General features: G+C 67.4%; 20 protein-coding genes. 10 read left to right on the top strand and 10 right to left on the bottom strand.

All coding sequences use genetic code 11. The annotated features are described in order from the left end of the window. Window positions 1–114: 114 nt before the first annotated feature. The gene (lspA, locus tag AC0IXR_RS16775; RefSeq protein WP_056423178.1) at window positions 115–615 is read right to left on the bottom strand and encodes a signal peptidase II; all 501 of its coding nucleotides are present in this window, start codon (window positions 613–615) and stop codon (window positions 115–117) included. Window positions 616–778: 163 nt separating this feature from the next. Beyond that, window positions 779–3763, bottom strand: coding sequence for an isoleucine--tRNA ligase (gene ileS / locus AC0IXR_RS16770; RefSeq protein WP_471761521.1), 2985 nt, complete (start codon window positions 3761–3763; stop codon window positions 779–781). 474 nt (window positions 3764–4237) lie between these two features. Here ileS and AC0IXR_RS16765 point away from each other — a divergent pair, with 474 nt between their 5' ends. Next, window positions 4238–4507 carry a hypothetical protein gene (locus AC0IXR_RS16765; protein ID WP_056423171.1) on the top strand — a complete coding sequence of 90 codons (270 nt, stop codon included), beginning with the start codon at window positions 4238–4240 and terminating at the stop codon, window positions 4505–4507. A 133-nt stretch (window positions 4508–4640) separates the two neighbouring features. Further along, entirely contained in the window at window positions 4641–4889 is a 249-nt protein-coding gene (locus AC0IXR_RS16760) for a hypothetical protein (RefSeq protein ID WP_471761520.1), read from the top strand. An 86-nt stretch (window positions 4890–4975) separates the two neighbouring features. Here the strand turns inward: AC0IXR_RS16760 and AC0IXR_RS16755 are convergent, their stop codons facing one another. The 3 genes from AC0IXR_RS16755 to AC0IXR_RS16745 form a co-directional block, all read right to left on the bottom strand. Beyond that, on the bottom strand, window positions 4976–5530 hold the full coding sequence (locus AC0IXR_RS16755) for a MarR family winged helix-turn-helix transcriptional regulator (RefSeq protein WP_156467655.1): 555 nt from the start codon (window positions 5528–5530) through the stop codon (window positions 4976–4978). A gap of 333 nt (window positions 5531–5863) precedes the next feature. Next, window positions 5864–6253 (bottom strand): response regulator, encoded by a 390-nt coding sequence (locus AC0IXR_RS16750; RefSeq protein ID WP_056423399.1) that lies wholly within the window; start codon window positions 6251–6253, stop codon window positions 5864–5866. An 82-nt stretch (window positions 6254–6335) separates the two neighbouring features. Beyond that, window positions 6336–7619, bottom strand: coding sequence for an adenosylmethionine--8-amino-7-oxononanoate transaminase (locus AC0IXR_RS16745; RefSeq protein WP_471761519.1), 1284 nt, complete (start codon window positions 7617–7619; stop codon window positions 6336–6338). A 268-nt stretch (window positions 7620–7887) separates the two neighbouring features. Between AC0IXR_RS16745 and AC0IXR_RS16740 the strand changes: the two genes are divergently transcribed. Next, window positions 7888–9057 carry an aminotransferase class I/II-fold pyridoxal phosphate-dependent enzyme gene (locus tag AC0IXR_RS16740; RefSeq protein WP_471761518.1) on the top strand — a complete coding sequence of 390 codons (1170 nt, stop codon included), beginning with the start codon at window positions 7888–7890 and terminating at the stop codon, window positions 9055–9057. Window positions 9058–9059: 2 nt separating this feature from the next. On the opposite strand, the gene AC0IXR_RS16735 is transcribed toward AC0IXR_RS16740, so the two are convergent. Continuing rightward, window positions 9060–12485 (bottom strand): acyl-[ACP]--phospholipid O-acyltransferase, encoded by a 3426-nt coding sequence (locus tag AC0IXR_RS16735; protein ID WP_419953240.1) that lies wholly within the window; start codon window positions 12483–12485, stop codon window positions 9060–9062. 184 nt (window positions 12486–12669) lie between these two features. On the opposite strand from AC0IXR_RS16735, the gene AC0IXR_RS16730 reads away from it, so the two are divergent. Next, window positions 12670–13284 (top strand): TetR/AcrR family transcriptional regulator, encoded by a 615-nt coding sequence (locus tag AC0IXR_RS16730; protein ID WP_471761517.1) that lies wholly within the window; start codon window positions 12670–12672, stop codon window positions 13282–13284. Between the two features lie 102 nt (window positions 13285–13386). After that, window positions 13387–13944 carry a pyridoxamine 5'-phosphate oxidase family protein gene (locus AC0IXR_RS16725; protein WP_471761516.1) on the top strand — a complete coding sequence of 186 codons (558 nt, stop codon included), beginning with the start codon at window positions 13387–13389 and terminating at the stop codon, window positions 13942–13944. 10 nt (window positions 13945–13954) lie between these two features. Here AC0IXR_RS16725 and AC0IXR_RS16720 read toward each other — a convergent pair whose 3' ends face one another. Both AC0IXR_RS16720 and AC0IXR_RS16715 read right to left on the bottom strand, forming a co-directional pair. After that, entirely contained in the window at window positions 13955–14827 is an 873-nt protein-coding gene (locus tag AC0IXR_RS16720) for a DUF3108 domain-containing protein (protein ID WP_471761515.1), read from the bottom strand. 124 nt (window positions 14828–14951) lie between these two features. Then, on the bottom strand, window positions 14952–15971 hold the full coding sequence (locus tag AC0IXR_RS16715) for a gamma carbonic anhydrase family protein (RefSeq protein ID WP_471761513.1): 1020 nt from the start codon (window positions 15969–15971) through the stop codon (window positions 14952–14954). A gap of 226 nt (window positions 15972–16197) precedes the next feature. Between AC0IXR_RS16715 and AC0IXR_RS16710 the strand changes: the two genes are divergently transcribed. The 3 genes from AC0IXR_RS16710 to AC0IXR_RS16700 all read left to right on the top strand — a co-directional run bounded on the left by AC0IXR_RS16710 (window position 16198) and on the right by AC0IXR_RS16700 (window position 19401). Beyond that, window positions 16198–16689, top strand: a complete 492-nt coding sequence (locus tag AC0IXR_RS16710; RefSeq protein ID WP_471761511.1) for a molybdenum cofactor biosynthesis protein MoaE — start codon at window positions 16198–16200, stop codon at window positions 16687–16689. A 136-nt stretch (window positions 16690–16825) separates the two neighbouring features. Next, the gene (locus AC0IXR_RS16705) at window positions 16826–18010 is read left to right on the top strand and encodes an AI-2E family transporter (RefSeq protein WP_471761510.1); all 1185 of its coding nucleotides are present in this window, start codon (window positions 16826–16828) and stop codon (window positions 18008–18010) included. 674 nt (window positions 18011–18684) lie between these two features. Beyond that, window positions 18685–19401, top strand: coding sequence for a helix-turn-helix domain-containing protein (locus AC0IXR_RS16700; RefSeq protein ID WP_471761509.1), 717 nt, complete (start codon window positions 18685–18687; stop codon window positions 19399–19401). Window positions 19402–19435: 34 nt separating this feature from the next. Here AC0IXR_RS16700 and AC0IXR_RS16695 read toward each other — a convergent pair whose 3' ends face one another. Continuing rightward, window positions 19436–20413: a site-specific tyrosine recombinase XerD gene (locus AC0IXR_RS16695; RefSeq protein ID WP_471761508.1), complete on the bottom strand. Its 978-nt coding sequence runs from the start codon at window positions 20411–20413 to the stop codon at window positions 19436–19438. Then, on the bottom strand, window positions 20410–20562 hold the full coding sequence (locus AC0IXR_RS16690; RefSeq protein ID WP_056423134.1) for a hypothetical protein: 153 nt from the start codon (window positions 20560–20562) through the stop codon (window positions 20410–20412). Before AC0IXR_RS16690 ends, AC0IXR_RS16695 begins: the two co-directional genes overlap by 4 nt. A gap of 325 nt (window positions 20563–20887) precedes the next feature. Here AC0IXR_RS16690 and AC0IXR_RS16685 point away from each other — a divergent pair, with 325 nt between their 5' ends. Both AC0IXR_RS16685 and aroB read left to right on the top strand, forming a co-directional pair. Then, on the top strand, window positions 20888–21505 hold the full coding sequence (locus AC0IXR_RS16685; RefSeq protein WP_056423131.1) for a shikimate kinase: 618 nt from the start codon (window positions 20888–20890) through the stop codon (window positions 21503–21505). Next, window positions 21502–22620, top strand: coding sequence for a 3-dehydroquinate synthase (gene aroB / locus AC0IXR_RS16680; protein ID WP_311275686.1), 1119 nt, complete (start codon window positions 21502–21504; stop codon window positions 22618–22620). The genes AC0IXR_RS16685 and aroB overlap by 4 nt, the downstream gene beginning before the upstream one ends. Window positions 22621–22763 lie beyond the last annotated feature (143 nt).

Below are 22763 nucleotides of genomic sequence, written 5' to 3'. Positions count from 1 at the left end.
CCTCGTGGCCTGACGGCGGTTTCAGGCGATCGTATGGCGCCTTGACCGCAGCGCACCAGCCTCACGGAGATAAGGATCCGTATTGTGGTTTACGGAACACAGCCACGCGAATCTTCAGGCCTCGCCGGGCGAGGCCCCGTCGCGAGGGCGCCGGACCGGGATCAGGCTGTCGATGAGGAGTCCGACCACACCGGCGACGATGGCCGCATCGGCGATGTTGAAGACGTACCAGGACCATGCTCCTGCATGGAGGTGGACGAAGTCGAACACCGCGCCGTAGGCCGCACGGTCGATGGCGTTGCCGATCGCCCCGCCCGCGATGAGGCCGAGGGCGGCGGCCAGGAGCGCCGACGAGGCACGGCGCATCCAGGCGATCATCCCGATCGAGGCCGCCACGGAGACTGCCACCAGGATCCAGCGACCCAGGCCGCCATCCTGCTGGAACAGACCGTAGGAAATCCCGCGATTCCACACGACGACGAAATCCACGAAGGCGGTCAGGTGCCAGGGCTGCGTCAGCACCAGGTCGGTGCCGAAATAGAGCCAGAGCTTGGAGGCCTGATCGAGGACGAGGGTGGTCAGGAGGACGACAAGGCCAAGGCGGAAGGAGGTCATGGCCACACTCGTCCCTTTCCCGGTCGCGAACGAGGTCGGCCCTCGCCTGAGCTTAGGTCAGGTGAGGGACGCGCCGCGTCGCTCGGAGACGGCGCCCGCTCCTCCGGTCGCTTCATGACCGGCCTCCCCCGGAAAAGAGGGATGGCCGCCCGGCGCATTCGGATCACGCCGCCCCCGCCCCGCCATGGACGGCGTCCCACTCGCGCAACGCCTGGGCATCGCGCGGCGTCACGTCCGGATAGGCGGGATCGGACCCGACAGTCTCCGAGACCCGCCAAGAACGGGCGCATTTCCGTCCCTGGGCAAGTCCTGGGACCAACGCCACGCCCCGCACGTCATCGAGCCGGAAAGCGTCGGCCGGGCCCTCGCCCGCCTCGATGGTGATGCCGGAGGTGATGCAGACTTCCGAGAAGTCGATTCCGTCGAGGGCCGTGAGCAGGTCGGGATCGGCGATGAACACGGTCGGCGCCGCCTCGAGACTCGCTCCGATGCGCTTGGCTGCGCGCTCGATTTCCAGGGCGCCGGTGACGACCCGGCGGACGCGGCGGATCTTCTGCCAGCGCTGAGCCAATGCGTCGTCGCGCCAGGACGTCGGCGTTTCGGGCAGGGTCTCGAGATGGACCGAACCGACGGCTGACGGATAGCGATCGAGCCAGGCCTCTTCCGCCGTGAAGGCGAGCACGGGCGCGAGCCAGATCGTCACCCGGCGGAAGGTTTCGTCGATCACCTGCAGGGAGGCACGGCGGACCTGCGACGAGATCGGGTCGCAATAGAGCGCGTCCTTTCTCACGTCGAAATAGAAGGCCGAGAGATCGCCGGTCATGAATCCGTTGAGCAGGGCCACCACGCGCTTGGTGTCGAAGCTGGCGTAGGCCTCGCGGATCTCACCGTCGAGCTCGCAGAGGCGATGCAGGATGAGCCGCTCGAGTTCGGGCAGCTCGGCATGGGGCACGGCCGGCCCGGCCTCGAAATGCGCCAGCGAGCCGAGCATCCAGCGAAGCGAGTTGCGAAGCTTGCGGTAGGTCTCGGCGAAAGTCTTGATGATCTCGGGGCCGATGCGCAGGTCGTCGGCATAGTCAGAGGCCGCGACCCACAGGCGGAGGATATCGGCACCGGAATCCTTGATGACGCTCTGCGGCGCCACGACGTTACCCTTGGATTTCGACATCTTCAGCCCTTTCGGGTCGAGGACGAACCCGTGGGTGAGGACGATGTCGTAGGGCGCGCGTCCCCTGGTCCCGCTCGATTCGAGCAGCGAGGACTGGAACCAGCCGCGATGCTGATCGGAGCCTTCGAGATACATCACCGTGTCGAGGCCGCCGTCGCGCTTACGCACGACACCCGACAGGCCGGGAAACATCTCAGGGTCGTCGAGCACGAAAGCATGCGTCGAGCCGGAATCGAACCACACGTCGAGGACGTCGGTCACCTTCTCGTACTCGGCCGGATCGTAATCCGGGGCTAGGAAGCGAGCGCCGTCGACATCGGTGAACCAGGCATCCGCCCCTTCCGCCTTGAAGGCTGCCGCGATGCGGGCATTCACCGCCTCGTCGCGTAGGACCTCACTGGTGCCCCGCTTGACGAAGACGGTGATCGGCACGCCCCAGGCGCGCTGGCGCGACACCACCCAGTCCGGGCGGTTGGCGACCATGCCGTTGATGCGGTTCTTGCCCTGGGTGGGCACCCATTGTGTCTCGTCGATGGCCTTCAGCGCCACGTCGCGCAGTGTCTTCTCGCCCAGCGCCTCCACCGGCCTATCGAGGGCGATGAACCATTGCGGCGTGTTGCGGAAGATCACCGGCTTCTTCGAGCGCCAGGAATGAGGATAGCTGTGCTTCAGCGTGCCACGCGCGACCAGGGAGCCGGCCTCCGTCAATGCAGCGATGACCGCCTTGTTGGCGTCCCCCTTGTCGCCCTTCGGAGTCAGAACGAGTTTTCCCGTGAAACCGGGCGCCTCTTCGGTGAGCGCCCCGTCGGCATCGACGGTGTAGGGGATACGGGTCTCGATGCCGCGCTGGGCAAGGGCCCGGCCATTGGCCGTCCAGACCTCGAAATCCTCGCGGCCATGGCCCGGCGCCGTATGGACGAAGCCTGTACCGGCCTCGTCGGTGACGTGGTCGCCGTCGAGGAGGGGTACCGCGAAATCGTAGCCGGAAACGTGCCCGGCGAGCGGATGCGAGAGGGTGAGGCCGCCAAGCTCAGCGGCCGTGACGTCCCGGACACGCTCGAACTTCTCCACGCGGGCCGAGGTAAAGACCCCGGCGGCCAGGCTATCGGCCAGGATATAGCTGTCGCCGGTCTTGGCCCAATTCTCTTCGGCGGCCTGAGTCACCCGGTAGAGCCCGTAGGCGACGCGCTTCGAATAAGCGACGGCGCGGTTGCCCGGCATCGTCCAGGGGGTCGTGGTCCAGATCACGATCCGCGAAGCGGCCAGGTCATCGGGCGCCCCTGCGGTGAGCCGGAACGCCGCGAAGATCGTGTCGCTGACATGGTCCTCGTATTCGACCTCGGCCTCGGCGAGGGCGGTCTTTTCCACCACCGACCACATCACCGGCTTCGAGCCGCGATAGAGCTGCCCTGTCATGGCAAAGGTCATGAGTTCACGGGCGATGGCGGCTTCCGCCGGAAACGCCATGGTCGCGTAGGGGTGCTCCCAATCGCCGGTGACGCCCAGGCGCTTGAACTCGGCGCGCTGCACGTCGAGCCAATGCGCGGCGAATGTCCGGCACTCCTGGCGGAACTCGATGACCGGAACGTCGTCTTTGTTACGACCCTTGGCACGGTACTGTTCTTCGATCTTCCACTCGATCGGCAGGCCGTGGCAGTCCCATCCCGGAACGTAATTGGCGTCGTAGCCGAGGGCGCCTTGGCTGCGGACGATGACGTCCTTCAGGATCTTGTTGAGCGCCGTGCCGATGTGGATGTTGCCGTTGGCATAGGGCGGCCCATCATGGAGCACGAATTTCGGCCGGCCGGCCGCCTTCACGCGGATCTGGCCATACAGGTCGATGGCGGCCCAACGCTCCAGCAGGTGAGGCTCGCGCACCGGCAATCCGGCCCGCATGGGGAACTCGGTCTTGGGCAGGAACAGGGTCTGCGAATAGTCGCGGGCGGGCAGGCCGGCGTCGGTGGCTGTCGAATCGGTCATGGAATCTTCTGCGAAACGGTGCGCTGATCTTCAAGACGGTCGGCATTGGGCCGATGTCGGCGAACGGAGGCGGTGCGACCGCCCTCCCGGCTCCCGCTCGGGCCGCCGCAGCGGCCTTCAGGCGGAGGCCGGGCTCGTAATTCGAAGGCGGCTCGCGCCGCGCGGGACGTCAAGAACGCGCATTCCCGGCTTCTAGCAGCGCCGGACGGCAGAAACCAGCAGCGGTGCGAGAGTCAACGGGCAATCGCTTGAAGCCATCCCAATGCGCCTCTCATCTCCTCTTCCTGGACCCGGTCCACCATGGAACCGCGAGCGCCCGGCGGGATCGATGCCACCTTTTCGAAGCTCGGCCGTTATCAGTCTATGCGTGACGGCGCGCCGTCCTTGTCGAGGACGGTGCCGATCCGAACGCTCGAAGCCGAACCGGCCGCGAACATGCGGCCGGTTTAGGAACGAAAGAGAAGGAAAGCCGTCATGAAGAAGGCATTGCTTGCTGCCACCCTCGTCCTATCCGCCTTTGCGCTGTCGGGCGCGGCCGAGGCCCAGGGCCTTCCCGGTGGTGTCCGTCGCGGCGCGGCCGAGGGTGACCGGGTCGGCGGACCGATCGGTGGCATCGTGGGTGGCGCGGTCGGTGGCGCAGTTGGGACCGTCAACGGCGCCCTCGGGATCGATCCGGGTCGCAGGGCCTACCGGACGCGCATGAATTCGCGTCGCCACTACCGCCACCACCACCACCGCCGCTGAGGCGAATCCGAACCGGCCTTCCCGCGACAGGGAAGGCCGGCGGGCTTCTCTGCAACGCTCGCCATTGGTTTAAGAGTGTCTTTATGGAGGTGTGGCAACGTCGGTCCGGCCTTACCGAGGGACCGTCTGCGAAATGGCAAAATGGATTCCGCTGACGGCCCTATTCGGTCTCGTCTGCCTCATGGTGATCCCGACACCAGGCGTCATCGGTATCCTGATCGGGAGCACCTGCGCCTTCGCCATCATCGTCAGCGCCATCGTCATGATGATCGACCGGCTTGCCGGCCGTCTCGCGCGCCGATTGGAGCGCCGCAAGCTGCGGCGCGCGCCCAAGCCTAAGCTGGGTGTCCACGCGAACTCGGGCATCGCCAGAAAAATCTGAGGGCGCTCCTCAGTTCGGCACGCGCAGGTTTCCCCCCCAGTGACGCTTCACCGATTCGCTGACCGAAGAGCAGAATCCCAAAGGGTTCAGTCGAGGCGGTCGGCCTGGATCGGCACGACCAGCGCATCGGGCTCGTCGTCGTCGAGTTCGATATCCGAGTCTCCGTCGACCTCGTGGCCGGTGACGCCGGACACGTCGGCGAGGTTGCGAGCGGCCTTGCGCAAGAGCTTGCGCAGGCGACGCCGTTCCTTGCCGTCGAAACCGTCGAGCATTTCGGCTTCGACATCGTCCCAGATGCGCTCGATGGCCTCCGCCTTGGCGAGGCCCGTATCGGTAAGCCGCACGCGCACGACGCGACCATCCCCGGCTTCTGCACGACGCTCGACGAAACCGAGGGCCGCGAGGCGCGAGATCGTCTTGGAGGCGGTGGGCGGACGAACCCTCAAAGTGGCGGCCAGATCTCCCATAGTCATGGTTCCGGCAACAGCCAGTGCCTGCACCACTTGTTCCTGACCGGCGAAAAGGTCGAGGGCGGCCAAGCGGTCGCCGACTCTGGAACGATGCAGCCGCGCGGCCTGAACGAGGGCCCAGCCGACACTCTTCGAACCGGGAGGACGGATACGCTTGTCGGACTTGCCCATCGTCTGCTCGCTATCCCTATCAGCCTCGCCGAGCTTGCCTGTTTCGGATTTGTCCATTGCGGACTTGCCCGAGGGTGAGGCCTTGCCGGACGACACCGTCCCTCGCTGATCAGCCGAAACCATCGCCGCCCGACTCCACACTTGCAGACAGCCACGCTCTTCCCGCACGGCCAGATGGCACAGGCGGGATCAGCGGGCTATTTGGGCGCATGTGGCGTCCGGCTCGTGAAGCTGGGATGACAGTCGGCTTAAATTCGCGCCAAATCGACGGTCGGCAAAGGACTCATCGCCGACCAGCTCCGTGCTGAGGAGGTCCGAACCTATGCGGAGGCCTCAGCAGGGCATCAGGCTCCTGATCTGCTGAAGGATGTCCTCTCCGGTGCAAGGCCTGGAGATGAAGCGGGCGCCTGCGGGAATCCGCTCCGGATCAGGCGCGGCGCGGCCAGACACGATGACGATCGGCAAAGTCGGCCGGGCCTCCGACACCGCGTTGGCGAGTTCGAACCCGTTGACCTTGCCCGACAATTCCACATCCGTGATCAGCCCGCAGATATCGGGCCGGGCCTGCAGGATGCCGAGGGCGCGCTCCGCAGACGCGCATTGCACCGTCTCGTAGCCGCCATCCTCGAGGACATCCCCGAGGTCCATGATCGTCAGGGCTTCATCCTCGACGAGGAGGATCACCGGCCTGTCGTCGTCCGAGCGCGTCGTCTCATTCACCACGATGCCCACCCTTCACCGTTTGACCCAACCTGATCCAACGATAAACATCCGTTCAGGTTGCAGGGTGGAAGCGGACAGATTTTCAGCTCTGCGCCTCAGCGTCGACTGATGCCCGGACCACATGGGTCACGGCTTCGCAGAGCCGGTCGAGATCGCCCGGCGCGATGGTCAGGGCCGGCGTCAGGTAGACGATGTCGCCGAAGGGACGGACCCAAACCCCCTGCTCCACGAAGCGCGCCTTGAGCGCCGCGAGATCGGGTGCGCGTGCGAACTGGACAGTTCCGATGGCTCCGAGGACGCGGATGTCGGCGATACCGGCGAGGCCGCGAAGGCCGGAGAGCCCATTACGCAGGCGGAGTTCGATCGCCCGCGCCTGATCCAGGCGCGGCTCGGTCTCGAACAGGTCGAGGCTGGCATTGGCGGCGGCGCAGGCGAGAGGGTTAGCCATGAAGGTCGGCCCGTGCATCAGCGCCGCCGCGGGATCGTCGGACAGGAAAGCCTCGAAGACCGGACGCCGTGCGATCGTCGCGGCCAGCGCCATGGTGCCGCCGGTAAGCGCCTTCGACAGGCAGAGGATGTCGGGCACGATTCCGGCCTGCTCGCAGGCGAACAGAGTGCCGGTGCGGCCGAAACCCGTGAAGATCTCGTCGGCGATGAGGGGCAGTCCATGCCGCTCGGCCGCCCGCGCCACCCGTGCCAATGTCTCGGGCGCGTGCATCACCATGCCGCCGGCCCCCTGGACCAGGGGCTCGACGATGATCGCCGCGAGGGTAGCGCCATGCTCGGCCAGGGCACGGTCGAGGGCGTCGGCGGTGGCGTCGTCGCGCGGAAGATCGCAGAAGACCTGGGCAGGCAGATAGGCGCCGAAGCGCCGGTGCATGCCCTCTTCCGGGTCGCAGACCGACATCGCCCCCATCGTGTCGCCATGGTAGCCACCACGGAAGGCGAGGAAGCGGCTGCGTCCGGCGATGCCCCGGTTGAGCCACATCTGCGCCGCCATCTTGAGCGCCACCTCCACCGCCACCGAGCCGGAATCCGTGAAGAACACGTGGTCGAGGTCGCCCGGCGCCAAGGCGGCGAGGCGGGACGCCAGGCGCTCTGCCGGCGCATGGGTGAGCCCGCCGAACATCACATGGGGCATGGCATCGAGCTGGGCCGCGACCGCATCGCGGATGTGGGGATGGTTATAGCCATGGACCGCGGTCCACCACGAGGCGATGCCGTCGATGAGTTCGCGTCCGTCGGCGAGCACGATCCGCGAGCCCGAGGTACGCACGGCCTCGAGGGGCGGCGCGGCATTCCGCATCTGCGTGTAGGGCCGCCAGAGGGAGTTTTTCGGAAGCGCGGGCGGAGGTGAGGCAGGCATGGGTCGGGGGATGAGCGCGCGAGGCCGAACGGTCAAGGGAGCGAGCCGCAACCCGATCTGAAAGCCGCCGGAGGCAGGGTCGGTGACCGGCCTTCCAAAGGGATCCGGTTTTTCTCCGGGACCATCCTATGCCTCTCGAGAGACCCAAGTTCGTCCCCGGCACAGTTCCTCACGCTCCACGCCCTAGCCTCATCGAAAGGGATCGGCCGCGCGATTGGTCGCGCCACTCGCTTGACATCGCGATGGCGCGAGCTTCCTTCCCGCTCCCATGTCCGACCTCGACCGCCCCACCAGCCTCGAAGCGTTCGCCCGCGACCATCTCGCCCGCCTCGACGAAACCTCCCTGCGCCGGCATCTCAATCCCACCACGCGTGGCCCGCAGGCGGCGGCGACGCGGCACGGGCGCAGCCTCGTCTCGTTTTCCTGCAACGATTATCTCGGCCTGTCGCAGGATCCGCGTGTCATCGCAGCAGCTCAGGCCGCGACCGCACTCTACGGGACCGGCGCCGGCGCCTCCCGTCTCGTCACCGGCAGCCACCCGCCCCTCGCGGCCCTCGAAGAGCGCCTCGCCGCCCATAAGGGGACGGAGGCGGCCCTGGTTTTCGGCAGCGGCTATCTCGCCAATCTCGGCATCGTCTCCGGGCTCGCCGGCCCACGCGACCTGATCCTCGTGGACGCACTCGGCCATTCCTGCCTCTGGGCGGGTGCGCGGCTCTCTGGCGCGAAAGTGATGCGGTTCGCCCATAACGATATCGGCGATCTCGAAGCGCTCCTGACCAAGCACCGCTCTCGCCACCAGCACGCACTGATCCTCACGGAGCGCGTCTACAGCATGGACGGCGACCGGGGGCCGATCACCGACATCCTGACTCTCGCCGACGCGCACGATGCCTGGACCCTGGTGGACGACGCCCACGGCCTCGGCGTCATCGGGGAGGACGCGCGGGCGCCCCTCGAAATGGGCACCCTGTCGAAGACGCTCGGCTCCTATGGCGGCTATCTCTGCGCGTCCCGCGCCGTGGTCGACCTGATGACGAGCCGCGCCCGGAGCTTCGTCTACACCACCGGCCTGCCGCCGGCTTCGGCCGCCGCCGCCCTGGCCGCCCTCGACATCGTCGAGGCCGAACCGGATTTTGCCGCGCGTCCGCTCGCCCTCGCCCGCCGCTTCACCGCGCAACTCGGTCTCCCCGAGGCACAGAGCCCCATCGTCCCCATCGTCATCGGCGAAGCGGACGCCGCGCTCGGCCTCTCGGCCGCTCTGGAGGAGCGGGGCTATCTCGTGGTCGCCATCCGCCCGCCAACGGTCCCGGCCGGGACGGCGCGGCTGCGAGTGGCGTTCTCCGCCGCGCATACGGAGGCGCAGGTGGAGGGGTTGGCCAACGCGGTAAGGGGACAATGGCCACGAACCCTCCCCCCTTTCCGGGAGAGGGTTCGCTAGACCTACGCCGCAGCGGTGGCCTCGCCGCCGGCCCGCTCGTGCGCGAGCTTGACCACGCCGACCTGATCCACCTTGCCGGTACCCAGCATCGGCAGCTTGTCCAAGACCACCACTTCGGCCGGGATCGCGATTTCGGTGGCGCCCTTGGCCTTGGCGAAGGCCTGGTAGGCGGGGCGTGTGGCGTCCTTGCGCTCCGTGAACAGGATCAGCCGCTCGCCCTTTCGCGCATCCGGAACCGCCGCCACCGCACTCGGTGTATCCGGCCAGAGCTCGCCGGCAATGGCCTCGATGCCGGCGAGCGACACCATCTCGCCGGCGATCTTGGCGAAGCGCTTGGCGCGGCCCTTGATCGTGACGAACCCTTCCGCGTCGATGGCGACGATGTCGCCGGTATCGTGCCAGCCCTCCGGCGGCGCTTCCAGCACGCCGGGCTTCTCCGCCCTGAGATAGCCGAGCATCACGTTCGGGCCCTTCACCGAGAGACGGCCGCCCTCCTCGATGCCGGGCACCGGTTCGAGCCGGGACTCGATCCCCGGCAGGAGCCGGCCGACGGTGCCGAAGCGGTTGAACATCGGCGTGTTGAGGGCGACCACCGGCCCGCATTCGGTGACGCCGTAGCCTTCGAGGATACGCAGGCCGAACTTCTCGCTCCACGTCTTCCGGGTCGCCTGCTTCACCGCCTCGGCCCCGGCCACCACGTAGCGGAGCGAGCGCAGGTCGTAGGAATGAGCGGTCTTGGCGTAGCCGGAGAGGAACGTGTCGGTGCCGAACAGGACGGTGGCATTCGAGCCGTAGATCAGTTCCGGCACGATCCGGTAATGCAGCGGCGACGGGTAGAGATAGACCGGCACGCCGGAGACCAGGGGCAGGATCAGGCCCGCCGTCAGTCCGAAAGCATGGAACACCGGCAGCACGTTGAAGACCTTGTCGGTCGGCCCGAAATCGATTCGAGCGGCGACCTGGGCGGTGTTGGCGAGCATGCAGCGATGGGCGAGTACCACGCCCTTGGGCGTGCCCTCCGAGCCCGAGGTGAACAGGATCGCCGCCGGATCGTCGCCGCTCCGCGGCACGAGGGGCTTGCGGGGGCTGAGGAAGCCCCGGATCTTGTCGCCGGTAGTAATGCTGGCGCGAATATCTTCCAGGTAGACGAGCTTCACTTTGCCCTGGATGGCCTCGATCAGGCCGCCGAGGCGGCCCTTCTCGATGAAGGCGCGAGAGGTGAGGATGGTGTCCACCTCCGCCGCCGAGCAGGCCGAGAGGACGTTGGCGGGGCCGGCCGAGAAGTTGATCATCGCCGGCACGCGCCCGGCGCTGGCCAGGGCGAAGAAGGTCACGGCCGCGCCGTTGGCATTGGGCAGCATCAGCCCGATGGCCTTGCCCTCGGCGGCGAGCGGCATCAGCTTCCGGCCGAGGATGTTGGCGCCCATGACGAGGCGGGAATAGCTGAGCGTGCCCGTGACCGGGTCCTCCAGCGCGGTGCGGCGCCAGCCATGGTCGGCACCGGCCTGGATCAGGGCGCTCATCACGCTACGGTCGATGGAGGCGGTGTCGAAGACGAGATCGGACATGATGTCGTAGAGTGCCGCTCCTGCCGCGCGCCGCCGGTTCTTGCCCTTCAGCGCGGGATCGACGGTAAGCGCCACCGGCGACATCACCGTGACGATGACCTTCGGCCACCAGCGGCGGCGGACCTGATTGCGGGAGAGGCGCGAGAAGGCGGTCTTCTCCAGCCCCTCGATCTTCACCGGAACCACCTTGGCTCCGGATTTCTCGGCGATGAGGCCGGCACCGTCATAGACCTTCATCAGGCTGCCCGTGACGGTGAGGCGCCCCTCGGGAAAGATGATCAGCGTCTCGCCGTTCTTGACGGCATTGATGAGCGTGCGGGTGGCCAGCGGCCGGGTCGGGTCCAGCGGCATCGCCTTGGTCACCCGTAGGAAGGGCTTCACCCACCAGCGCTGCGCGATGCCGTGGTCGACGGCGAAGACCGGCTCCTTGTCGAGGAGCGAAAGGGCCAGCGGTGCATCGAGAAACGAGACGTGGTTGAGGGCGATGATGGCGTTGGGGCCGGCCTTCTCGACATTCTCCAGGCCACGCACTTCGAGCCGGTAGAAGGCGCGGAACAGGATCGAGAGGAAGTCGCGGAAGGCGCTCGTCGGCATCACCTTCAGGACGATCACGCCAGCGGCGAGGTTGGCGACGCCGATGAGGGTGAGGAGCGAGGCCATCGACCAGCCCGCTCCCTGCAGAGCAGCGAGGCCCAGCGCCCCGGTGACCATGAAGGCGGCGGTGAGAACATTCACCGCGCCGATGACGCGGGCGCGCTTGTCCTTGTCGGTCCAGGCCTGCACGGCGGCGAAGGAGGGCACGATGTAGAGGCCGCCCGCGATGGCGAGGCCGGCGAAGGACGCCGCCACGCGAAGGCCCGTCCCGGTGGACAGGAAGGCGCCGGCCCCCATCACCTCGCCGGAGACCGGCGGCAGGTGCGAGATGGTCCAGGCGAGGTCGAGGGCGAACAGGCCCATGAACAGAGCGCCGATCGGCGTCGGCAGCAGGACGATGCGTCCGCTGGCGAGCCAGGAGGCCAGCGCCGAGCCGATGGCGATGCCAACCGAGAAGATCGCGAGCAGCAGGGTCACCACCGTCTCCGAGCCGTTCAGGCTCTCGCGCACCAGCACCGGCAGCAGGGCGAGCACCACCGCGCCCACCAGCCAGAACCAGCTGACGATGAGCGAGCCGCGCCACAGGCGGGTGTCGGCATAGAGGTCACGCAGCAGGGCCACGGTGGATCGGGCGACGTTGGGATCGATCCTGAGCGTCGGCGCCGCCTCGCCGGTGGAGGGAATCTGCCGCGCGGAGAGCCAGCACAGGATCGCGAACACCATGATCAGGGCGCTGAAGGCCAGCGCATCGCCGCCGAGCGCGCTGGCGAAGCCGGCCACGATGGTGCCGAGCAGGATGGCGAGGAAGGTCGCGGCCTCGACCAGCGCATTGCCGGCGGTGAGCTCGTTGCGCTTCAGGTGGTCGGGCAGGATGCCGTATTTGATCGGGCCGAACAGGGCCGCCACTGTGCCGAACAGGCCGAGCGCCACGAACAGGACCGGCACGGAATGGAGGAAGAAGCCGATCGCTGCGGCGGCGGCGGCGAAGACCTCCGCGAATTTCAGCCGCTTGGCGATGAGCGCCTTGTCGTAACGGTCGGCAAGCTCACCCCCGAGACCCGACAGGATGAAGAACGGGCCGATGAAGACGGCACCGGCCAGCGTCACCAGGATGCCCGGATGGGCGGCCTCTCCCCCGGCGCCCGCGACCTTGAACAGGATCAGGAAGACCAGGGCGTTCTTCAGGAAATTGTCGTTGAATGCCGAGAAGAACTGGCACCAGAACAGGGGCGCGAACCGGCGCGTCGTCATCAAGCTACGGAACATCTTGGTCTCCTCGGGGCGGACCATGACTGCCCACCCTGTAACGAACCGTCAAATCCGGTACGGCCACGATTTTTGAACGTCGTGCAAATTAATGCCCGGCAGGGATGGCGGCAACGTTGATTTTGCACGTCGTGCAATCTATGCGCTGGTGGCGTGCCGGGCGGCACGCGAGCGTGGGGACAGCGTGGCGAAGGCAACCAAACCGGCACGGCGCGGCACCGGCCCGAGAGGCGAGCATAACCGCGAGGAATTCGAGGCCCTGGTGACCAAGGCGGCAGAGGGCCTGGTCCGCCTAGAGGGCCTGCGCGGCCTCGGCATGCGCCGGCTCGCCTCGGTGATCGGCTACGCACCGAACTCGATCTACAACGGTGTCGGCGATCTCGATGCGGTGGTGATGCGGGTCAACGCCCGCACCCTGGAGCGCCTGCACGCGGCGCTCACCGGCGCGATCCGTCCCGACGCCGACCCGCGCGACAACGCCCTTGCCCTCGCCGATGCCTACCTCGCCTTCGTGGCTTCAGACCCGCGAGTCTGGAGCCTCGTCTTCGAACATTCCCTGGCACCGGATTCAGCCTTTCCCGACTGGTACGCCGCCGCGCTGGCCCAGACGACCGACCTCGTCGATGGGGTGCTCGAACCCATGATTCCGGATGCGAGCGAGAGACGGCAGGCGGTGGCGACCCTCTGGGCCGGCCTTCACGGGCTCGCCTCCCTGTCCACCTCCAACAAGCTCGCCGTCCTGACCCCCGAGCCGCCGCGCGACCTGGCGCGGCTGCTGGTCGGGCGGTTCCTGCGCTGATCCGCCATTCCTTCTCGGAAGCGTTCGTCAGCATCGCCGTGGATGCGAGATCCGGCACGATGCTGTAGGTTTCAAAGCCCGCCCCTGTCGTCCGAAAGCCCCATGGCCAAGCAGTTTCCGGCCCTCGACGAGCGCCATCGCGATTTCATCGCCCAGCAGCATATCGTCTTCACCGCATCGGCGGCGGAGGGCACGCGGATCAACCTGTCACCGCGCGGAACCGACACGTTTCGGGTCATCGACCCGAACACCGTGATCTATCTCGACCGTACCGGGAGCGGGAACGAAACCGCTGCACATCTGCGGGTGGATGGACGGCTGACGGTGATGTTCTGCGCCTTCGAAGGCGCGCCGACGATCCTGCGGCTCTATGGGCGCGGGGAGATCTTGGCGCGCGGCAGCGACGCCTATGCCGGTCTGCTGGCAGGCGCGTATTACGGACAGGAGCCGCCCGGAGCGCGCCAGATGGTGCGCCTCACGATCGATCTCGTGCAGACCTCCTGCGGCTTCGGCGTGCCCCTGTTCGACTATCGCGAGGAACGTCCCACCCTCGACCGCTGGGCCCAGGCCAAGACGGAGGCCGAACTCGACGCCTATCGCCGCCAGAAGAACGCGCGCAGCATGGATGGCCTGCCCACGGGGTTGTTCGCGGAGGAATAGGTTGGACGCCTTACCGTGCGTTGGGCAAATGGACCTTCACGGAAGTGCGGCCCGAGGGCTCCGGTTTCGGGCCCCATTGCGTCGCCTCGATCCCCGCATTGCCCCAGCCGGTGGGCAGGGAGATCGTCAGCGGCAACAGCATCGCCCCGCCGGGAACGGGCGCGAGCCGTACGCGGATGTCGTCGTTCTCGGCCATGCGTCGCACGCTGCTGCCATTGGGGCGGTGGCCCGAGATCGGCACCCAGCGCGCCCGGCAATCGAGTGCCGGTCCGCGATAGGGTCCCTCCTGGACGGTCACCAGCACCCCGCGGGAAAGGACGATATCCGCCCGGGTCACCCCGTTGAAGACCGGGATGCGCCGCTCGCAGAGGGTGGGGTCGAGGGATGCCCGACCCAGCGGAATCGCCAGCATGGTTAGGGGATCGACGACGCCGACCTTGTCCTGCGGCGCTACGGGAATCCTGTCGGGCATCGGCGTCGGAGGCGGCTCCACGCTCTCGTCGTGCGCGCGGCCGTTCGACAGGGTCATGGAGACCTGAACCGGCTTACGACCGTACAGGCTGTCGGACCGGAACGTGCCGGTGAGCGCTCCGCTCCGCGACCGCTCCCCCGACGCGGATGCCGTCCCCGATCCTTCGAAGAAGACGCCGGCCAGTCCGCGCAGGCCCGCCTTCAGATCGTAGGCGTAGCGCCCACCGGTCTGATCGACGGAGAGATCCGCCTCACCAACCGGAAGGTTGAGGAAGAGCAGGCGATAGGTGACGGAAAAGCGCTGGGGTGCCGGTTCGGCCGAAGCCGCGACCGGTGCGGCGAGGGCCAGAAGCACCGCGCCGATCAACGCGATGAAGCACGTCTCATGAGCATCATTGGACGAAGCGACCATGCGCTGCCCTCCTGCATGCCATCATGCCTTAAGAGATGCCGCCACTGACGCTGGTGCGGACCGGCACCTACCGGGTGATCGTCGCATTCGAGAACCGGACGGCAGACGCACTTCCGGCATCCGGTCAGTTCTCACCCGCCTCCATCTGGCGATACACTCGCCCATGCTCGCAATAGCCGGCGACGATGCGGGTCATCATCGCGCGCTTGTCCGCGTCGAGGGGGCCGAGGATGCGGGCGGGGCGGCCGCCCCAGAGATAGCCGCTCTCGAGGAGTTGGCCCGGATCGGTGGTGGAGCCGCCGGCGAGCAGCACGTCGTCGGCCACCACGGTGCCGGGGGCGAGAACGCAGCCGATGCCGATGAGGCTGCGCGCGCCGATCCGGCAATCGGCCATCCGCACGTTATGCGCGATCGTGGTGTCGCGACCGATGACGACGCCCTCGGCCCGCGCGCGGATGACGGTGTTGTCCTGGATGTTGGTGTCGGCGCCGATGAGGATGGGGCCGACCTCCGCATGCAGGTCGCAGGAGAACAGCACGCTCGATCCCGCGCCGAGGGCGATGCGGCCGCGCAGGCGCGCCGTGCTGGCGACGTAGACGCTGGGATCGACATCGATCTCGTCACCGGCGACGGGCGACGGGGTATCTCCCGTGGCCTCGCGCACGCGCTCGGCCCGCTCGGCGATCTCGGCCGCGGTGACGGGACGATGGGGTTTCGCCGGGCTGCCGGCATAGGCGAATCCGGCGGCGAGGTGCGAGCGCGGAAAGACGGTGGCCCCGGCCTCGATCAGCACCCCGTCCTCCACGGTGGCCCCGTCGAGGACGATGACGTCGTCTTCGATCACCACGTCGGACCCGACCGTGCAGGCATGGACCACGGCGTTGCGGCCCACCGTCACCCGGTCACCGACGAGGGTGGGATGCGAATCGGTGGCGATATGGAGCGTCGAGCGATGGCCGAGCCAGAAGCGCTCGCCGACGGTCACCGCCTCGCCGTCGGCACGGATCACGCTGTCGTCGCCGAGCCAGGCCTGGGCACCGATCGTGGCGGCGCCGATGACCGTGCTTCCGCGCCCGCACCAGACCGGACGGGCCGAGAAGACCGGCAGGACGCCGTCATGGGGCAGGATCAACTCAGGCGTCACGCGAGGGGAATTCCTTCGAAGCCGGTGGCGTGGACCGGGTATGGAACCGACTGGGCATGGCACCCATGCCGGTCGAGTGGTAAAGGCCGGGCGCCGGAATGGTGTTGCCGGAACGACGCGCAACAGCGTGGAACCACCGCGCGGACTTTGCAATGTCGCGCATCCCTTAAGGGGGATCAAACCCGGTCGCGAGGGCTTTCGCGCCGATGCGTCAAGGAATCGATGGATGTCGGCAGGCGAGATGACGGCGGGAAAGCGGCCCGCACCCGCGATCAGCATCCAGAGCGCGCCCTTCGACGTGGCCGCCGAGATGGCCGCGCTGAGCGGGACTCTCCAGGGCAGGACCGGGGCGATCGTCACCTTCACCGGCCTGTGCCGCGACGAGGGCGGGCGCCTGACCGGACTCGAACTCGAACATTATCCCGGCATGGCCGAAGCGGAGATCGGCCGAGTGGTCGAGGCGGCGCAGGACCGCTGGCCGCTCCAGGCCGTGCGGGTGATCCACAGGCACGGCCTCGTCGTGCCGGGCGACGGCATCGTCCTCGTGGTGACGGCGGCAAGCCACCGCGTCGCCGCTTTCGAGGCGGCGAGCTTCCTCATGGACTATCTCAAGACGAAGGCTCCGTTCTGGAAGCGTGAGCATCTGGCCGACGGCACCATGGGTGGCTGGGTCGAGGCCACGGGCGCCGACGATGAGGCTGCGTCACGCTGGGCGTGAGGGCGGACCGGCGGCGATTCGCCTCCGGTCCGTCCACAGATGAGAGCGGGCCTCATGCCCTGCGCCCCTTGTCTGTAACGGGTTTCGCGCGCCCGTTCGCACCGCGCTTCGGTAGACCGCGCGAGGGGACGGGCAGATGCAGCAGGGTACGCCGATCAAGGACGAGCCGGGTCCGCACCCCGCCAACTGGTCACCGACGGCCTCGGGAATCGCCGTGGTGGCGTTCATCGCCCTCCTGATCCTCGCCTGGACCGCCGCCTCGACCCTGCTCCTGATCTTCGCCGGAATCCTGCTCGGGGTCTTCCTCGATGGGCTGACGCGCCTGCTCGGCCAGGCCATCGGGCTCGGTCGCGGGCTGCGGCTCACCATCGTCAGCCTGATCCTCGGCGGGCTCACCCTCGGCTTCCTCGCCTTCGGCGGCGCGACGGTGGTGCAGCAGGGACGGGAGCTCGGCCAGACCGTCACGAAACAGGCGGGGTCTGTCCGTGACCGCCTGAAGGAATACGGGATAGACCTGCCGGCCTTCTCGGTACCGAGCGAAACGCCGGGCGATCAGGACGCCGACAAAGCCAAGGACACTGACAAAGCCAAGGACACCGAGACCGACAAGGACAAGAAGGCCGGGGGCCTCGGCGGCCTCGCCTCGGGTGCGATCAAGAGCCCCGGCTCCCTTCTCTCCGATGCCGGCAGCATGCTCGGACCGGCGGCCACCGTCATCACCGGCCTGTTCAATGCGCTGGGCAACGTCCTGGTGATCGTGTTCCTCGGCCTCGCCTGCGCGGCCGATCCCGCCAGCTACCGCGACGGCGCGGTGCGGTTCGTGCCGCCGCATTACCGTCCCCGCGCCACCGCCCTCCTCGACGGGATGGGCGAGACCCTCCGGCACTGGCTGTTCGGCCAGCTCATCACCATGGCGGTGATCTTCGTCTGCATCTGGGCAGGCCTGAGCTTCCTCGGCATCGGTGGCGCCCTCATCCTCGGCCTGCAAGCGGGGCTCCTCGCCTTCATCCCCACCATCGGCCCGCTGATCGCCGGCGTCGTCATCGTGCTGGCGGGCCTCGCCTCCGGCACCAACGCGGCTCTCGGCGCCTTCGGTGTCTACCTCGTGGTGCAATGCCTGGAGAGCTACGGGCTGACGCCCTTCATCCAGAAGCAGGCTCTGGACATCCCGCCGGCCACCATCTTCGCAGGCCAGCTCGTGCTCGGCGTGCTGTTCGGCCTTTGGGGCATCGCCCTCGCGCTGCCGCTGATGGCGGTGATCAAGGTCGTACTGGAACAGGTCTATATCGAGGACACGCTCGACGAGGAGGCGGATGTCTGAGCGCGGAGCCGGTGGAGAGGCGTGACGCTGGCGCCGGAGACGACCACGCGGGGCCGGCCGGACGAGGACGATCCGCCTATGAGACTCGCATGCTCGCGCAAGTGGCCATGCTTGTTCCAGGGGCGATGGAGATTCGCCGAAAGCCCATGATAGAGATCCGGGCGCCCTTACAAAAGAGCCTTGTCAGGGCGGGTCGATGACATCGGCAATCGCCCTGCGATTTGGCATCACGGTAAGGATGTTTCCCAAATGAATATTGCGATACTATCAAAAGATAGATATTCGTTGGTTCAGATCGTCGTTTCGGCTCGCCGGCTCCGTCCTGTTTCCGACGATCATCGTGAGTTTGTGGTCTCACAATGCACGGCGGTACGTTTAAAAACCTATCGGATGGCGTTTCAGACATAGTCAGACACTTTGTAAGTGTCGGGCATTGGCATTGGGACTTCGTCGACGGCACTCATTTCTGGTCGCCCGGGCTCTATCCGATCCTGGGGATTCCCGACGGCCTCGTCAGGCCCGATTACGCGCTCCTGTTTAAGCTCATCCATCCGGATGATTGCCCGCGGACCATGGCACCCGGCTTCGTCAGGCGATCGGAGGCGGTTCCGCCCTCGATCTTCCGCATTGTCCGGCCGGATTCAAGGGTCTGTACCGTCTTGAGCCGTGTGGAGGTGACGACCGCGCCCAATGGACGGCCCCTGAGTGCCCATGGCATCCTCGCCGAGATCGGCGACCCTGCCATGCAGGCCTGTGCCGAAGCGGAGCAGCGGCAGCGGGACCGTGCGATCTTCGACAGTGTCGGTGCATTCACGTCGACCACGGATATCTACCCGTTCAGGAAGTTCTCGACGGAATGGCTCGACCTCGTCGGACTTCCCGAAGGAGAACTCCTGCAGGAGCCGACCCTGCCGGTCCTGAAGGGCGAGCGCATCCGTTGGCGCGATTACGGGCGGGAACTGTATCTCACCAAGCGCCTCGTCCATACGATGCCGAACCTCAGATTGGCGAATGGGGAAACCGCGACTTACCGCATGGTGATGATTCCCATGCTGAATGAGACGGGGGCTGTCGAAAGCTGGACCAATTTCGTTGGTCCGATCCATCTGAAGATCAGGCCTACAGGCCGCCTTCTGCAGGGCCTCGAACAGCGCATCGAAGCTGGACATATCCGTGCGGCACGCGCACTGCTCGACTGGTCGATGGCGGATTTGAGCGGAGCCTCTGGCGTGTCGCTCTCGACCGTCCGTCGGCTCGAGGGCTGCATCACCTCCGTCTCGGTGGCCAACCGCAATCAGGCGATTGGCGCCCTGCGCAGCGCGGGTATCGTGTTCTCGCTGACCAATGAGACGACGATCGCGGTCAGCAGGGGAAGTCAGATCGCCGGCTGAGACGCAGCCGGATCGGTGCGGTGTGGCAGTCCGTTCAGATGGGAGCGGTGTCGGGTTCGGCCGGTTCGTCCATGAGGGGGTGGAGATCGCGGACCATGCTCTTCAGCCGCTCGTCGAGGACATGCGTGTAGATCTGGGTCGTCGAGATGTCGGCATGTCCCAAAAGCTCCTGCACGATTCTCAGGTCGGCCCCGTTCTGAAGGAGGTGGCTGGCGAAGGCGTGGCGCAACACGTGCGGGCTCACGCGGTCCCCGCGAATCCCCGCTGCTACGGCTGCCACCTTGAGGTCGCGGGCAAAAGCCTGCCGGGTCAGGTGGCCGCTCTCGCTGTCGGCCGGAAACAGGAAGGGACCCTCTCCGCTGAGATGAGCCAGGTGCTCGCGCATGGCGCCCCGCGCGAGATCGGTGAGCGGGACAAGCCGCTCACGTCCGCCCTTGCCCTTCACCACGAGGTAGCGCTGTTTCGTGGTGGCGGCCGAGCGTGGCAGGGCGATGAGTTCCGACACGCGCAGGCCGGTGGCGTAGAGGGTTTCGAGCAGGCACAGCATCCGTACCGCGCGCTGCCGCTCGCCCGGAGCGTCCCCGGTCTCCGACGCCACGGCTCGCTCGCGGGCGGTGCGCAGCAGGTCGTCCACCTCGGCCACCGACAGCACCTTGGGCAGGGTGCGCCCCCTGCGTGGACCTCCCACGGGCGCGCTCGGATCGGCCTCGGCGAACCCCTCCGCGTAGAGGAACTTGTGGAAGCCGCGAATGCAGGACAGCCGGCGTGCGGCGGAGGAGGCCTTCAACCCTTGGGTTTCGAGATCCGCCAGATAGGCGCGGACCTCGCCCGCATCGGTCACGAGCGGGTCACGTCCCGAAGCGGTCAGAGCCGCGAGGTAGTGGTCGAGGTCGCGGCGATAGGCGGCGAGCGTATTGGCGGCGGCACCCCGCTCGGCCGCGAGCATGTCGAGATACGCGACGATGAGAGCGGGGCCGTCGGTCCCCGCCTCGTCCCCGGGCGAGCCCGTCACCGGTTCGGCGGCTGTAGCTTCGCGGCGGGAATGCTGACGCTCATTTCCCGGGGCGTGGGCTGAACGAAGGTCGCGAGCGCGAACATGCCCGCGAAGACCAATCCGCCGAGGATGGCGAGCGTGGCGAGGAAACGAAACAGGGTCGGCACTCGGACGAACCTCGGTCGGAGGGAACTCTGCGGAAATGGACGGCTTCGGTCCGCGAGATCGGCAGGCAAGTCATTGCACAGCCAAGCCAAGGGGTTGCACCATGCCGGGCCCACAATGGCAAGCACTTCGGAGCCACAGGGTGCACCGCAAGAGAATCCCGGTCGACGAGCGGCGATCGGCCTCACCGGATCGGGAGGCTTCGCGGCTTTGGAGGCAGGCCCTATGAAGACGCCTTTAAGAATCGCGTCGTGGTTTACGGCCTCGCTTCGCCCGGACGGTGAAACGCGCTAGGATCGCGAGAACAGGTATATCAAGATTTCAACGATGACCGAGATCGAGCCATCGGAGGGCGACATCGCTCCCGATCCCATTGAAGTCAGGCTCCGCCGCGCTCTCGGCGCGCGCTCGATCGTGCTCGTCGGTCTCATGGGTGCCGGCAAGAGCACGGTAGGGCGACGTCTGGCGACGCGACTTGGGCTGATGTTCAAGGATGCCGACAACGAGATCGAGGCGGCGGCCAAGCTCACGATCCCCGACATCTTCGCCATCTACGGCGAGCCGAGCTTCCGCGAGGGCGAGGAGCGTGTGATCGCCCGGCTCATCCGCGAGGGGCCGCTGGTGCTGGCCACCGGCGGAGGCGCCTTCATGCGCGAGGCGACACGCGCCCGCATCGCTCAGGGCGGCGTCTCGGTGTGGCTGAAGGCGGAACTCGACGTGCTGATGCGCCGCGTCCGCAAGCGCGGCAACCGGCCCCTGCTCCAAACCGACGACCCCGAGGAGACGATGCGGCAGTTGATGGAGATCCGGCATCCCGTCTATGGCAGTGCCGACGTGATGATCCCCTCGCGCGACGTGTCGCATGATCGCGTGGTGGAGGACGTGATGGAGGCCCTCGATGCCTATCTCAACGGCCCCTCGAACCAAGGCGTCGCCGCGCAGTGAGTGACGGACAGACGGTCCACGTCCCCCTCGACCAGGGCCGCGACTACGACATCCATATCGGGCGGGGCCTCCTCGCCGAGGCGGGTGCACGCGTGGCCGCCCTCGGCGCGCGGGCCGCCGCCATCGTGACCGACGAGACGGTCGTGGGCCTCTATGGCGAACGCCTGCGCGAGAGCCTGGAGGCGGCGGGCCTGCGCTCCGGTCTCGTCACCGTGGCGCCGGGCGAGGCCTCGAAAAGCTATGCGGTCTACGCACAGGTGTGCGACGGCCTCCTCGCCCACCGGATCGAGCGCAACGACCTGGTGGTGGCCCTCGGCGGCGGCGTGGTCGGCGATCTCGCCGGCTTCGCGGCGGCGACGCTCCGGCGCGGCGTCCGCTTCGTCCAGGCACCCACGACCCTGCTCTCCCAGGTCGATTCCTCGGTGGGCGGCAAGACCGGCATCAACTCGCCGCTGGGCAAGAACCTGATCGGCGCCTTCCACCAACCGCGTCTGGTCCTGGCCGATACCGCCACCCTCGACACCCTGTCCGAACGCGAGATGCGCGCCGGCTACGCCGAGGTGGCGAAATACGGCCTCATCGCCGATTCCGGTTTCTTCGATTGGTGCGAGGGCCACTGGGCCGGCATCTTCTCCGGCGGCCCGGAGCGCGACGAGGCGGTGGCGATCTGCTGCCGGGCAAAAGCCGGCGTCGTGGTGCGCGACGAGCGCGAGGACGGCGAGCGCGCCCTGCTCAACCTCGGCCACACCTTCGGCCATGCTTTGGAACGGCTCACCGGCTACGAATCCGCCCGCCTCGTCCACGGCGAGGGCGTCGCCATCGGCCTGGCGCTGGCCTTCCGCTTCTCCGCCCGCCTCGGCCTCTGCCCCGGCCAGGATGCCGGTCGCGTGGCCAACCATCTGGCCCTGGCAGGCCTGCCTACCCGGCTTCAGGCCGTCCCCGGCGGATGCGGGGGCGTCGACGCCATCCTCGACGCCATGGCCCAGGACAAGAAGGTCCGGGACGGCGCGCTGACCTTCATCCTCGCACGGGGGATCGGCCAGAGCTTCATCGCACCTGGCATCGACCGCGCAGAGGTAAAGGCCTTCCTGACGGACGAACTACGCGGGGCGTGACTGGATCGCCTCCCTGTACTGGAGGCCTGGAGCTTCAACTGGGGATGATGCGCTCCATGAACCGCATCCCCTCCGATCCCGACGCCTGCGGCATCGATTCGCTCCTGGGTTGGTATATGAGGGGGCTTTCCGGAACCGGCACA

It is taken from the genome of Methylobacterium sp. AC832 (assembly GCF_979256025.1).
This window is presented reverse-complemented; position numbering and strand designations above follow the sequence as displayed.

Excerpts from the sequence above, each read along its gene's own strand:
- AC0IXR_RS16710 (WP_471761511.1), top strand. The coding sequence starts at position 16,198 with ATGTCGGCAGGCGAGATGACGGCGGGAAAGCGGCCCGCACCCGCGATC.
- lspA (WP_056423178.1), bottom strand. The coding sequence starts at position 615 with ATGACCTCCTTCCGCCTTGGCCTTGTCGTCCTCCTGACCACCCTCGTC.
- AC0IXR_RS16725 (WP_471761516.1), top strand. The coding sequence starts at position 13,387 with ATGGCCAAGCAGTTTCCGGCCCTCGACGAGCGCCATCGCGATTTCATC.
- AC0IXR_RS16760 (WP_471761520.1), top strand. The coding sequence starts at position 4,641 with ATGGCAAAATGGATTCCGCTGACGGCCCTATTCGGTCTCGTCTGCCTC.
- AC0IXR_RS16740 (WP_471761518.1), top strand. The coding sequence starts at position 7,888 with ATGTCCGACCTCGACCGCCCCACCAGCCTCGAAGCGTTCGCCCGCGAC.
- AC0IXR_RS16765 (WP_056423171.1), top strand. The coding sequence starts at position 4,238 with ATGAAGAAGGCATTGCTTGCTGCCACCCTCGTCCTATCCGCCTTTGCG.
- AC0IXR_RS16755 (WP_156467655.1), bottom strand. The coding sequence starts at position 5,530 with ATGGGCAAGTCCGACAAGCGTATCCGTCCTCCCGGTTCGAAGAGTGTC.
- AC0IXR_RS16705 (WP_471761510.1), top strand. The coding sequence starts at position 16,826 with ATGCAGCAGGGTACGCCGATCAAGGACGAGCCGGGTCCGCACCCCGCC.
- AC0IXR_RS16745 (WP_471761519.1), bottom strand. The coding sequence starts at position 7,619 with ATGCCTGCCTCACCTCCGCCCGCGCTTCCGAAAAACTCCCTCTGGCGG.
- AC0IXR_RS16735 (WP_419953240.1), bottom strand. The coding sequence starts at position 12,485 with ATGTTCCGTAGCTTGATGACGACGCGCCGGTTCGCGCCCCTGTTCTGG.
- ileS (WP_471761521.1), bottom strand. The coding sequence starts at position 3,763 with ATGACCGATTCGACAGCCACCGACGCCGGCCTGCCCGCCCGCGACTAT.
- AC0IXR_RS16720 (WP_471761515.1), bottom strand. The coding sequence starts at position 14,827 with ATGGTCGCTTCGTCCAATGATGCTCATGAGACGTGCTTCATCGCGTTG.
- AC0IXR_RS16685 (WP_056423131.1), top strand. The coding sequence starts at position 20,888 with ATGACCGAGATCGAGCCATCGGAGGGCGACATCGCTCCCGATCCCATT.